The organism is Saccharicrinis sp. 156 (genome assembly GCF_050589685.1).
In the GTDB taxonomy this organism is placed as follows: Bacteria; Bacteroidota; Bacteroidia; order Bacteroidales; family Marinilabiliaceae; genus Saccharicrinis.
Window position 1 is genome coordinate 42,480 of record NZ_JBNGOS010000019.1, and the last position, 13,708, is coordinate 56,187.

The window sequence follows — 13,708 nt, forward strand, 5'->3', positions numbered from 1 at the left end:
TACCACGTGGTCTTTCCCCAGCGAAAGACCTTTTTCTTTTACTTTAAACCAGAAACAAAATATTAGACATGTTAGAAAAGAGAAGAATCTATCTACCCCCGTTGAGTTTAGTTGGCCCCGGCGTGATTGCCGACCTTGTGGAGGAGCTAAAAGGCCTGGAATGCAATAAAGTTCTAATCGTAACCGACAAAATTTTAAATGAGTTGGGTGTTGTTAAAAAAGTCACAGACCTAATGGATGATCAATCCATTGAATATGTAATTTTTGATGAGGTTCAACCTAACCCTACCTGCGCTAATGTAAATAGTGGTTTAGCTATTTTTCAAGAAAATAATTGTGACTATATTCTAACAATTGGGGGAGGATCTCCCCAGGATTGTGGCAAAGCAATCGGGATATTAGCCACAAATGGTGGAGATATTAAGGAGTATGAAGGAATTCATGTCTCTAAGAAAAAATCGACACCAATAGCTGCCATCAATACAACAGCCGGCACGGCCAGTGAAGTGACGATTAATTATGTGATCACAGATGAGGAGCGTAAGTTAAAAATGGTGATGGTTGATAAGAACTGCTTGGTTTCAATTGCCGTTAATGATCCGGAATTAATGTTGAACAAGCCAGCTCCACTAACTGCTGCAACAGGTATGGACGCGCTTACTCACGCTGTTGAAGCATATGTTACAGCTGGTGCATTCCATTGGTCGGACCATATGGCACTATACGCTATACAGCTGATAAGTGAAAGTTTAAGAGATGCAGTTGCGGATGGCAGCAACCTGGAGGCTCGCAGTAAGATGGCCTGGGCACAGTTTATAGCCGGTCAGGCTTTCTCTAATTGTGGATTGGGCTTTGTTCATTCAGCAGCTCATCAGCTTGGTGGGTTGTACAATACTCCCCATGGGGTAGCCAATGCTGTTTTATTGCCCCATGTTGAAAGATTTAACCTTTCGTCTTGTCCGGAGAAATTTGCAAAGATTGCCCAGGCGATGGGGGTTGATATTTCTGGCATGGGCGTTCAGGAAGCAGCAGAAGCCGCGTTAGATGCTATCTCTCAATTATCAAAAGATGTTGGAATTCCTTCCGGAATTAAGGAATTGGGAGCCAAACCTGAAGATTTTGAACTAATGGCGAAAAATGCGCTGGCTGATGTTTGTACAGGCGGTAACCCCAAAGAGGTGAGCTTTGATGATGCTGTGGCTATTTATGAAAATGCCATGTAAATGATAAAAATATAAGGAGTTCTTTTGACTCCTTATATTTATAATGCACTTTAATTTATTGTGTGCACTTAAAAAGTACCGTATAAACCATAATCTGCCGTATTGCAATATACCTGGCTGTAAAAGAAGAAACCTTCTTTGTTGGTTTCCATTTTGCGGTCGAGCCTGAGTATGGGATGTCCTGGTTTAAGTTTAAAATATTCCTGCAGTTTATCGTCTGCAGTAATGGCCAATAGTTTTTGCTCACCTCCGGTTACTTCAATTTGATAGGCAGTACGCATAATTTCAAATAAGGAACGGTTCTCGAAATTTCGGCTGGCAAAGCGAGGGGTGTTAATATTGGGAACCAAGGTTATATCATAAAATACAGGTAGTTTGTTCACAATCCGCAAGCGTTCCAGTCGGTAACACCCTACTTCTTTTTCAATGTCCTGTACCGGAAAACCAAAAGCATCGTCATCGAATTGTGTCAGATATGGTTTGATAATTATTTTGGTTTGCAGGTTCTCTTTCCCAATAGCCGAGGTGGTTCCGGATAGCGATAATATTCCTACACCCTGTGGTTGCCCTTGTACAATACTTCCTTTTCCTTGTTTTTTTCTGATGTAACCTTCATGAACAAGCCTGTCCAGTGCTTTTCTAACCGTTGGGCGCGTAACATGTTGCGTGGTGCAAAGCTCGTTTTCCGATGGCAGGATATCGCCCTTTGTGTATAAGCCATCCGTAATTCTTCTTCGAAGCATTTCGTAGAGGACTTTGTACGGGGGCAATTCTTTCTTGTTGACCATGTTTGTTTTTTTTCTGAATATCCGCTTTAAAGCATGTTAAACACCCAATATGTATCAGGAAATCTATTGCATATTGAAATTGCTTCAAAACAAAACACTTAATTACTTCACTTCATCTCACCGGAACCATGCTATGACCCGTTTCAGAAAAGCTTTACTCGATTGCCCTTTCAATGTTCATGACGAAGTTCTAATGCATAATCCGATTTAAAAATAATTGGTTTTACATCCATCCAACAGCTTCCGGATGTGATTGTTTTGTGTCACTCCCTTTAGGACTGTGATTTATGAAGAAAATTAAGGTTTCACCATGCTTATTTGTCTATGATTAATTATCTTTTTTGTAAAGATAAGTAATTTTAAATGTATATACAAGTAACTTGTAAAAGGTTGTAAAGAGCATAAATACAAATCATTAAGCTATTTTAACAAATTAACTTGTAAATACAAGTTGATAGAATTATTTTTGAACTAAAATATTTTGAAAATGGCTACAGTTGTTATAATGCCCCGTCAAGGGCAGTCCGTTGAATCCTGCATATTCACCGAATGGTTTAAACAAGTAGGAGACGAAGTTAAAAAAGGCGACATGTTGTTCGCGTATGAAACAGATAAGGCATCTTTTGAAGAGGAAGCCGCCGAGGATGGCATTCTTTTAGGTGTATTTTGCGAAGCAGGGGACGAGGTACCTGTTCTGCAAAATATCGGTGTAATCGGTAAAGCCGGGGAAAGCATCGATGAGTTCAAGCCGGGAAATGCTTCCGGGGCAAAGGAAGAAGCGGTTGAGGAAATTTCAGCAGTTGAGGAAACCGTTTCCGAAGAGCCTGTAACGGTCCAGACCAAGAGGGTTGAGGTTGGTGCAAGCGTGAAGATTTCGCCCAGGGCAAAAAAACTCGCTATTAAAGAGGCAGTTCCTTATGAAACTATTGTTGGGACAGGGCCAGAAGGCCGCGTAATAGAGAGAGATATACAAGCTTATATGGCTTCCAAACCCAAAATGACACCTCTGGCAAAAGAAGTTGCCAAGGAAGAAGGCCTGCAAGTGGCGGAGCAAGGAACTGGTTTGGGCGGTTCTGTAAAAGCTGCCGACCTTACTGCATCTAATCCTGTTTATGCCGAGGATTTTGAAATTAAGAAATTGCCGCATATCAGAAAGTTAATCGCCAAAGCTATGCACGCTTCTTTGCAAAACTCGGCGCAATTAACACACCATTTAGGTGCGGATGCCCGTCGTATCATGGAGCTGAGGCAACAGGTGAAGGCCAAAGAAGGAGCCCCAAATATTACCATCAACGATATGGTTTGTTTTGCTGTTATCAAAGCCTTAAAGCAATTCCCTGATGCCAATGCCCATTTCCTGGGTGATAGTGTCAAGTATTTTAATAAGGTGCACTTGGGATTGGCAGTAGATACCGATCGCGGCCTGATGGTTCCGGCTATTAAAAATGCCGATGATTTATCTATTGCCGGCTTGTCGCGTCAATTCAAGGAGGTGGCAGAGTCATGTCGCCAAGGGAGTATCGATCCTGAACTGTTGTCGTCGGAGGCGGCTTCATTCACGGTTTCGAACCTGGGTAATTATGGGGTGGAAATGTTTACCCCGGTGATTAATTTGCCACAGGTTGCAATTCTGGGCGTAAACACCATAGTTCCGAGACCTGCTGATTTAGGCGGAGGAGTTTATGGTTTCGTTCCTTATATGGGATTAAGTCTTACATACGATCATCAGGCACTGGATGGCGGCATGGCTACTAGATTTTTGAAGCAGATTGCCATAGAGATGGAAAACCTGGAAATAGATTTTTGATTAATATAGTTTTTAGAAAGATGGGCACATTGGAAAAGGAGTTATTTAACAGACGCTCCTTTTCTTTTGGCCTGCAAACTGAAAGGTGAAAAATATGTATGATTTAGCAATAATAGGTGGTGGTCCGGGTGGTTATGTAGCTGCGGAGCGAGCCGGTGCCAAAGGATTAAAAGTGGTTTTAATTGAGAAGAAAGAGCTTGGTGGGGTTTGTTTGAATGAGGGATGTATACCTACCAAAACGCTGTTATATAGCGCCAAGCTTTATGATAACGCTATTGGCGGGAGCAAATACGGCATTGAAGCTAAAGAGGTCACTTTTGACTTCTCAAAAATGATGAGCCGCAAACAAAAGGTGGTGAAAAAGTTGGTGGGAGGCGTTGGAGCAAAAATGAAAATGTTTAAGGTGAAAACCATTAAAGATACAGCTGTAATAAAAGGTCGTACCCAACGGGGTATCGAGATTGCCACGGCTGAAGAAGAGATAATAGCTTCCAACCTGTTAATCTGTACGGGCTCGGAAGCTTTTATACCTCCTATTCCGGGCTTAGGTGAACCCAACGATACGATTTTGACCAATCGTGAAATTTTGGAATTGAAGCAAAGACCGGAGTCTTTGGTCATCATAGGTGGTGGCGTTATAGGGATGGAGTTTGCCAGTTTCTTCAACAGCTTGGGGACCAAAGTAACCGTGGTGGAAATGATGGATGAGATACTTGGTGGTATAGATTTGGAAATGAGCGGAATGCTGCGTCAGATGTATGCCAAAAAAGGTATCGATTTTAATCTTTCGTCCAAAGTGACAAAGGTAGACGGAAATACGGTCACCTTTGAGAAAGAAGGAAAGGTAACAACGGTATCAGGTGATAAAATATTGGTAAGTGTGGGGCGTAAGCCGGTAACCGAGGGCTTTGGTCTTGAAAACCTGGGAGTCGAATTATTCAAAGGAGGCATTAAGGTAGATGAAAAAATGAGAACCAATATACCCAATGTATACGCCGCCGGCGATGTGACCGGGTTTTCATTGTTGGCACATACAGCCAGCCGTGAGGGAGAGGTGGTTGTCAACAATCTTTGCGGAAAAAAGGATCAAATGCGTTACAATGCCATTCCCGGAGTTGTGTATACCAATCCTGAAATTTCAGGAGTGGGACTCACAGAAGAGGAAGCCAAAGCTAAAGGTATCGAGTATAAAATAGCCAAACTGCCCATGGCCTATGCAGGTCGCTTTATTGCCGAGAACGAAGGGGGCTCAGGACTGTGTAAAGTGCTGGTAGGTGCTAAATATGGCGAAGTGTTAGGTGTGCATATGTTGGGCAACCCGTCCAGTGAAATGATATATGGTGCCTGTATGGCCATTGAAGCAGAACTAACCCTGAAGGAGCTGGAAGAAGTGGTATTCCCGCACCCAACCGTTTCCGAGATATTTAAAGAAACGGTGTTCGATTTCGGGCACCATTAGTAGTTTGTGAAGCAATAAGTTTATAAGTAGTTTGTTGAAAAAATAAATTCAGTGAGTAGATAGATCGGACAAAGACAAATGGTAACATGAGAATTTTAAACAGCATGTAAATCGTCCAAAGTCCCTTATCTCTTATCTAAAAATCTAATAAAAATGCCAAAGTCGCAATTTATTGACCCTACGCAGGTCAGAAAATCAGGAAAAGTTGAGATTAAAGATATTCCGGTAAATCAGTATGAGAAAACCATCGAAGAGGAAAAAGTAAATTTTTCCAAAGAACAACTGATTGGGATTTACCACGATATGGCTTTGATCCGTCAGTTCGAAACCATGCTGAACATGATCAAGATTCGTGGCGAGTATGAAGGGATTGAATATAACCATCCCGGGCCTGCCCACCTTTCTATTGGTCAGGAATCAGCCGCTGTGGGTATGGCGTACCATCTGGATGCGGAAGATTTTATTTTTGGTTCGCACCGTTCACATGGTGAGATCCTGGCCAAGGGTATGTCGGCCATTGCAAAAATGTCAGACGATGACCTGTCGGGTATGATGAGCAATTTTTTTGGGGGAACCATCTTGGAGATCGTATCAAAAAATCACAAAGGCGATGTTAAATCTTTGGCGCGCAAATTCTTGGTATATGGAACATTAGCGGAGATATTTGCTCGTGAAACGGGGTTCAATAAAGGACTGGGCGGCTCAATGCATGCCTTTTTCACACCTTTCGGAGTATATCCCAACAACGCCATTGTTGGTGGATCGGGCGATATTGCGGTGGGTGCTGCCCTGTATAAAAAAGTAAACCGGAAAGAAGGTATTGTGGTGGCCAACATTGGTGATGCTTCTATGGCTTGTGGTCCGGTGTGGGAAGGTCTGGCTTTTGCCTCTATGGATCAGTTCGAGCAATTGTGGGAAGGTGCCTATAAGGGAGGATTGCCCATCATCTTTAATATCATGAACAACCAGTATGGTATGGGCGGTCAGACCTGCGGTGAGACCATGGGATACGATATTGCCGCACGTATCGGGGCAGGAGTAAATCGCGATAACATGCATGCTGAACGTGTGGACGGTTATAACCCCTTGGCGGTTATCGATGCCTACAAACGCAAAATGGAATTGTTGAAGGAGAAGAAAGGGCCTGTATTATTGGATGTGCTAACCTATCGTTACAGTGGGCACTCGCCATCCGATGCTTCATCATACCGGTCAAAAGAAGAAATTGAAGCCTGGGAAGCACAAGATTGTATTGCCTCTTATGGTAATGAATTGGTGAAGGCAGGAATTGCCACCCAGAAAGATTTGGATGCCATTCAGGCAGATATCGTGGAATTAATGAAATATTCCATGACCTTGGCTATCGACGAAGAAGTTTCCCCTCGTATGGACCTGGTAAAACATCCGGAAATAATTGGGGATATGATGTTCTCCAACGAAAGCCTGGACAAGATGGAAGATCGCCAGGTTGAAGTGAACCATCCTATGGCGGAAAACCCAAGGGTACAGCAGATTGCGAAAAAAGAACGTTTCGCGTTTGATAAGAATGGAAAACCATATTCGAAAATTAAGCAATATCAATTGAGAGATGGCTTGTTCGAAGCCATTGTAGATCGTTTTTATAAAGATCCGACTTTAGTGGCCTATGGCGAGGAAAACCGTGATTGGGGTGGAGCTTTTGCTGTTTACCGCGGCTTGACGGAAGCCTTGCCGTATCAACGTTTATTTAATTCGCCAATCTCGGAGGCATCGATAGTTGGAACAGCCATTGGATACGCCATGTGCGGGGGCAGGGTGATTCCCGAAATTATGTATTGCGATTTCTTGGGCCGATGCGGAGATGAGGTGTTCAATCAATTACCAAAGTGGCAGGCTATGTCGGGGAATGTGATCAAGATGCCTGTCGTTATCAGGGTTTCGGTAGGTTCCAAGTATGGGGCCCAACATTCTCAGGACTGGTCGTCGTTGGTGGCACATATTCCAGGGTTAAAAGTTTGTTTCCCGGCCACGCCATATGATGCCAAGGGTTTGATGAATACGGCGCTTCAGGGCACAGATCCGGTGGTTTTCTTCGAAAGCCAAAGAATCTATGACATAGGTGAGCAATTCCACCAAGGTGGTGTTCCGGAGGAGTATTACGAGATTCCGTTTGGAGAACCGGATGTGAAAAAGGAAGGTAGCGATATAACCATTTTATCCATAGGTGCCACCGTATATCGGGCACTGGAAGCCGCTGATGAATTGGAGGAGAAATATGGGATGTCTGCCGAGGTCATCGATGCCAGAAGTATTGTACCGTTTAATTTTGAGCCGGTTATTGCTTCACTGAAAAAAACAGGGCGTATTCTGTTGACGAGTGATGCCAACGAAAGAGGATCGTTCTTGAAAGATATGGCCCAGAAAATTACAGAATTAGCGTTTGATGAGCTCGACGCACCACCTGTAGTAGTGGGTTCTCGCAACTGGATAACACCAGCTTATGAGTTGGAAGAGTTTTTCTTCCCATGTAAAGAATGGATGATTGATGCCATTCACGAAAAAATTGTTCCGCTAAAGGGACATATGGTTAAAAATAATTTTACGAATGCCGAGATTATCCGACGGGGTAAATTAGGTATTTAATCCCCTTATGATCCTGGCCGGGTGTCTTTAAAAAAGATATCCGGCTTTACCTTACTTCAACTATTTGTTACCCTTTATTAAATTAAGAAACCAACAGGAACAGAGATTAATCGCACAAACTGAATGTTTAACATGACCAATTGATTTTTAATTTCATGCACGTCAGTCTTGTGTCATGATACTGATGTCTTGTTGATCGAAGGAAAATCCCGAAACCTTCAGTTTAAAATCTTCGGGGATACTAATTGTAAATTCATGCAAAATCTATCTACACTGCCCGAAAAATCACAATTGTTGAAATGGTCACGCGAAGAAACAGACCTGCACATATTAAACGTTAATGCACATCTTCATACACCTTATTCCTTTAGTGCCTTTAAGGACATACCTGAAATATTCAAATTGGCCAAAGAGCAGGATGTACGAATATTGGGGATAAACGATTTTTATTCGACCGATGGATATGAGGAGTTTAATCAGTTGGCTGTCGATAATAAGATATTTCCACTTTTTAATATCGAATTTATTGGTGTAAACCAAAAAGATAAGGAAAAAGGCCTGAGGTTAAACGACCCTGGAAACCCGGGACGCGTTTATTTGTCAGGTAAAGGTTTAAGTTTTCCCCCACAGCTTGATGAGCCTTATGTATCTCAGGTGAACGAAATAAAGAAAGAGATCATCAAGAGGGTTGGGGCGATGTTGGATAAGACCAATATCCTGCTTAAGAACATGGGTTCAGATATCATACTCAGCTTGGATGAGATATTTGCGAAATATGCGGTCGACTTAGTTCGCGAAAGACACATTGCCAAGGCACTTCGGATTAAGGTATTCGAAAAATATGCTTCCATTGAAGAACGGTTCGCTTTTTTCGAGAAACTTTATGGAGGTCAGGCACCAAGCACAAATTTGGAAAGTAAAGCAGCTGTGGAAAATGAAATAAGGAATATGCTTTTTAAAGCGGGCAAAGAAGCTTTTGTTGAAGAAGGTTCAAAAGCTTTTCTGCCTATCCATTTAATTAAAGAAATTATACTCAATGCCGGCGGTATACCAACCTATCCTTTGTTGGCGGATAACCCAAATGGAGAATATACGGCTTTTGAAAAGGATAAGGAAGTGTTGTTGGGAGAACTAAAAAACAGGAATGTACATTCCATTGAGTTTATACCCAACAGAAATGACTTGAATCTGTTAAAGGAATATGCCATGTTTTTTTGGGAGAATGAGGTTTTGGTCACTTTCGGCACGGAGCATAACTCTCCGGATATGATACCCATGAAAGTAGAAACCAGAGGGCATATTGATTTAGATGATGAACTGAAAGAACTTTCATACAAAGGAGCTTGTGTTGTAGCGGCTCACCAATATTTAAAAGCAAAAGGTGAAGAAGGCTATGTGAAAATAAACGGAGAAAGAAATGGCAACAGTTTACAACCATTTGTTGAACTGGGGCATGCTGTGATAAGTAAGTTTTTAAAGTAAACCGTAAATTGAAGTTTTTAAGTTTTTTGTGTCACTACCGCCCGAATCAATTGGTGGACAAGTCCGGCACTACTGGGTAAGGCTTCAAACGCACAATGAAAAAAATTAATGTTTCTTTCCGTGTGTCACCGTAACATTAGCCGAGAATTAGTGTTATAGTCTCAATGGAAAAAAATATGTTTCATGATAAAAGAAATGATAAATTAATATGGCAATCAATAAAAAAATAGTGGAAATTCTTCCGGCACTTCGGATGATACTTTCGGATGATAAAATAAAGGTTGCGAAAGCAAGTCTAAAAGCCGACCCTTCTATTGCTGAAATAAAGGTGGAAGAAAAAGAAGATGCAACGGCAATGATTGCGGAACTCAGAAAAAAGGTGCAGGATTATAAGCTGTCCAACAACCAGGTTCCAAAATTGATATATGTTGATGGTATTGGTGTAGTGGCAGCAGCTGAAACAAATTACGAAGTAGATTGTCTTTTAAAGGGACAAGAACCTCAAATACAAGCAACCAAACCAGGAAGAGCTTCCGGTAAAACAGCGATTATAACAGGAGGTGCGCAGGGCTTTGGCGGAGGTCTGGTTGAATATATGATTCGGGATGGCGCCAATGTGGTTATTGCCGATCTGAACGAAGAAAAGGGACAGGAGTATGCTACTGAATTAAACCAGAAAGCAGGCGCTAATAAGGCCTTTTTTGTTAAGGTTGACGTATCCGATCCCCAATCTGTCGAAAACCTTATTTACGAAACGGTGTGCGAATTTGGTGGTTTTGATGTGTTTATATCAAATGCCGGAATCCTGAGGGCCGGTGGTTTAGATGAGATGACCCCCGAAGCTTTTGATTTAATGACCAAGGTGAATTATACCGGATATTTCAATTGTGCCAAATATGCATCGCCCGTTTTAAAGATCCAAACTGCCCATAAGGAAGGGTATTTTGCGGATATCATTCAAATCAATTCTAAATCGGGATTGAAAGGCAGTAACAGAAACTTTGCCTATGCCGGCGGTAAATTCGGAGGTATAGGTTTAACGCAATCTTTTGCCATGGAACTAATGCCAAACAGAGTAAAGGTGAATTCTGTTTGCCCCGGTAATTTCTTCGATGGCCCCTTATGGAGCGACCCTGAAAAGGGATTGTTTGTGCAGTATCTGAATGCGGGGAAAGTAAAAGGAGCCAAAACCATTGAAGATGTCAAAGCATTTTACGAAGCCCAGGTGCCTGCCGGTAGAGGTTGTACAGTAATAGATGTGATGCGGGCGGTATACTACATCATGGAACAGGAATATGAAACAGGACAGGCAGTCCCTGTGACAGGCGGGCAGGAAATGCTGAAATAAATATGGTTCGTTCACTCAGACAATAAAATATTAAGAATGGAAATAAAAGCTGTTATTTTTGATTTGGATGGAACACTAATTGACTCTATCGAGGATATCGCAGATGCCAATAACCAGATGCTGAGAGAGCATGGGTATCCGACGCATGAACTTAAAGAATATGTGAAGTGGATCGGAAATGGTGCGAGAAGGTTGGTGGATGCTTCTCTTCCACCGCTTTTAAGGGGTAAGGATACCATGCTTTATCTGAACAAATATTCTGCTTGCTACGAAAAAAATATTTGTAACAAAAGCACGTTGTTCCCCAAGATAGACCATGTGCTGAACGAGTTAACAGAAATGGATATTCCCTTTGCTATAAACACCAATAAACCCCAGCATTTAACGGATATTGTTGTGGAGGAATATTTCAACACGTGGACTTTTAGGAGTGTTATTGGGCACAGTAATGTTTTTCCACACAAGCCGGATCCCAAAGGTGCATTGCACTTTGCCAGACAAATTAATTGCGATCCAAAGCATATCCTCTTTGTGGGCGATTCTGTGGTGGATATGCAAACAGCCCAAGCTGCCGGAATGATCCCTTTAGGTGTAAGTTGGGGTTATGGAAAACCTGGCATGGAAGGTGATAATGTGCCCGTAATTCAGCAGCCCGAAAAGATTTTGAATTATATAAAAATAAATATAGAAAGTTATGAAGACTAAAGCAGTTCGACTATATGGAAAGAAAGATCTTCGCATTGAAGAATTTGAATTACCGGAAATAAGCGATGATGAAATATTAGCAAAGGTAGTAACAGACAGTCTTTGTATGTCAAGTTATAAAGCGGCTAATCAAGCAACAGATCATAAACGTGTGCCAGATGATGTTGCAGATAATCCGATCATTATCGGACATGAATTTGCAGGTGAAATTGTTGAGGTGGGTGCCAACTGGATCGGCAAATTCAAGGAAGGACAGAAGTTTTCGATTCAACCGGCTATTTATTATGAGGACGGACCTGTCGGCGTTTTAAGTGCGCCGGGTTACTCTTATCAGCATATCGGAGGCGATGCAACGTATGTGATCATACCCAAAGACGTATTGGTTCAGGATTGTTTGCTTGCGTATGATGGGCCTGGGTATTATCCAGCATCGTTGGCCGAACCTTTAAGCTGCGTTATTGGAGCCATGCATGCAAATTACCATACTAAAGCTGGTAGTTATGTGCACGATATGGAAATTGTGGACGGAGGTAAAATGGCTATTTTGGCCGGGGTAGGACCTATGGGACTGGCTGCCATTAATTACGCGTTGCGTCGCGAAGACCGTAAACCTTCGTTATTGGTTGTTACCGATATCGACCAGGCACGTTTAGATCGTGCAGCAAGTTTATATACCGTGGATTTTGCCAAAGAACGGGGAATTGATCTTCGTTATGTAAATACTGCTTCAATGGATGATGCCATAACGGGATTGCGCGACATTACAGGAGGAGAGGGATATAACGATGTTTTTGTGTTTGCTCCGGTAGCTCCGGTAATTGAGCAGGGGGATGCTATTCTTGGTTTCGACGGGTGTTTGAACTTTTTTGCGGGACCTTCCAATAGTGATTTCTCGGCAAAAATGAATTTTTATAATGTGCATTACGCGTATACTCATATTGTGGGTACCTCAGGTGGAAATACCTATGATATGAAGGAAGCACTTGAGATAATGACCAAAGGCCTGGATCCGGCAGGTTTAGTAACACATGTTGGTGGTTTAAATGTGGTTCCGGAAGCAACACTTGACTTGCCTAATATTCCGGGTGGTAAAAAGTTGATTTATCCGCATGTTGAAATGCCGTTAACTGCTATTGCGGATTTCAAGGAACTTGGCAGGAATAACGCAGTTTACAACTTACTTGCTGATATTTGCCAAAAAAATAACGGTCTTTGGAGTGTAGAGGCCGAAGAGATGCTTTTGGCTAATCCTAAGTCATTAAATTATTAAAATTTTAACTTGTTAGATGTTTAATTTATTAACAAGCTAAAATATTCATAGCTTTGTGTTTTTTGATTCATTAAATTTTAAGCACCATTGATTGGTTGCTTATCAAATTAGGTTAAACTACAACTTAAAAGTTAAAAATGATTTATTTAGCAGACACTGCCAATATTGACGAGTTAAAACAATTGTTTAATTATTTCCCAATTGAAGGGGTAACCACAAATCCAACCATTATCGCTATGGAAAAAAAACCTATGTCGGTGATTATGCCCGAATTGGTTGAGTTGGTTGGAGATAAGATGTTACACGTACAGATGATCAGCAGCAAAGCTGAGGACATGCTACGCGAAGCCATTGCCTACAAAGAGAAATTTGCTTTGGGCGATAACTATTTTGCGAAAATTCCGGTCACCATGGAAGGTTACAAAGCCATGCCGATGATTAAAAAACAAGGTATTAACGTTACGGCAACGGCTATCTTTACGCAACAGCAAGCATTGGTTGCGGCAAGGGCAGGAGCCGATTGGGTAGCACCTTATGTTAACAGACTTGACAACATTTCTTCACACGGCATTGAAGTGGTAGGTAATATTGTGGAAAATATCAAACAATTTGGTCTAAAAACAGGGGTACTGGCGGCCAGCTTTAAAACAGTTGACCAGGTGCATAGGGTGAGTATGATGGGCAGTCAGGCTGCTACCATCAGCTTCGAAATTTTAGAGCGTCTTCGTAGCCACCCTATGACGGATATGAGTGTTGAGTGGTTTGAAAAAGACGCTGAGGGTTTGTATGATATTGACTTCTAGTATAAACATCAGTATAGTGGATGTAAGTTCGAAATCACAGAATTACAATTGCTGGTCAGTTACTTTTTTGTCCGCGGATTTCACGATTTAAACCTTAAACAGCCTGCTGTTTAGGGTTTTCCAGTGGAAAACCAAGAGTCTGATTAATCTGAGGACAAATGACAATTATTTCTATTTAGTATTCATATTTTATTCTTGTGA

General features: G+C 41.8%; 10 protein-coding genes. 9 read left to right on the top strand and 1 reads right to left on the bottom strand.

Annotated features, from left to right (window positions below; translation table 11 throughout):
* Positions 1–68 precede the first annotated feature (68 nt).
* The gene (locus tag ACRD64_RS13210) at positions 69–1,223 is read left to right on the top strand and encodes an iron-containing alcohol dehydrogenase (protein WP_430933856.1); all 1,155 of its coding nucleotides are present in this window, start codon (positions 69–71) and stop codon (positions 1,221–1,223) included.
* A gap of 68 nt (positions 1,224–1,291) precedes the next feature.
* Here the strand turns inward: ACRD64_RS13210 and ACRD64_RS13215 are convergent, their stop codons facing one another.
* On the bottom strand, positions 1,292–2,011 hold the full coding sequence (locus ACRD64_RS13215; RefSeq protein WP_430933857.1) for a GntR family transcriptional regulator: 720 nt from the start codon (positions 2,009–2,011) through the stop codon (positions 1,292–1,294).
* A gap of 487 nt (positions 2,012–2,498) precedes the next feature.
* Between ACRD64_RS13215 and ACRD64_RS13220 the strand changes: the two genes are divergently transcribed.
* From ACRD64_RS13220 to ACRD64_RS13255, 8 genes are all read left to right on the top strand, one after another.
* On the top strand, positions 2,499–3,818 hold the full coding sequence (locus ACRD64_RS13220) for a dihydrolipoamide acetyltransferase family protein (protein WP_430933859.1): 1,320 nt from the start codon (positions 2,499–2,501) through the stop codon (positions 3,816–3,818).
* A gap of 94 nt (positions 3,819–3,912) precedes the next feature.
* Positions 3,913–5,277: a dihydrolipoyl dehydrogenase gene (lpdA, locus tag ACRD64_RS13225; protein WP_430933860.1), complete on the top strand. Its 1,365-nt coding sequence runs from the start codon at positions 3,913–3,915 to the stop codon at positions 5,275–5,277.
* A gap of 153 nt (positions 5,278–5,430) precedes the next feature.
* Positions 5,431–7,899, top strand: a complete 2,469-nt coding sequence (locus tag ACRD64_RS13230; RefSeq protein WP_430933861.1) for an alpha-ketoacid dehydrogenase subunit alpha/beta — start codon at positions 5,431–5,433, stop codon at positions 7,897–7,899.
* Between the two features lie 255 nt (positions 7,900–8,154).
* On the top strand, positions 8,155–9,381 hold the full coding sequence (locus tag ACRD64_RS13235; protein WP_430933862.1) for a hypothetical protein: 1,227 nt from the start codon (positions 8,155–8,157) through the stop codon (positions 9,379–9,381).
* A 208-nt stretch (positions 9,382–9,589) separates the two neighbouring features.
* Entirely contained in the window at positions 9,590–10,729 is a 1,140-nt protein-coding gene (locus ACRD64_RS13240; RefSeq protein WP_430933863.1) for an SDR family NAD(P)-dependent oxidoreductase, read from the top strand.
* 36 nt (positions 10,730–10,765) lie between these two features.
* Complete coding sequence (locus ACRD64_RS13245) at positions 10,766–11,434, top strand: HAD family hydrolase (protein WP_430933864.1); 669 nt, start codon at positions 10,766–10,768, stop codon at positions 11,432–11,434.
* A complete protein-coding gene (locus ACRD64_RS13250) occupies positions 11,424–12,704 on the top strand; it encodes a zinc-binding dehydrogenase (RefSeq protein ID WP_430933865.1) in 1,281 nt (426 codons plus the stop codon). The genes ACRD64_RS13245 and ACRD64_RS13250 overlap by 11 nt, the downstream gene beginning before the upstream one ends.
* 137 nt (positions 12,705–12,841) lie before the next feature.
* A complete protein-coding gene (locus tag ACRD64_RS13255) occupies positions 12,842–13,507 on the top strand; it encodes a transaldolase family protein (protein WP_430933866.1) in 666 nt (221 codons plus the stop codon).
* Positions 13,508–13,708 lie beyond the last annotated feature (201 nt).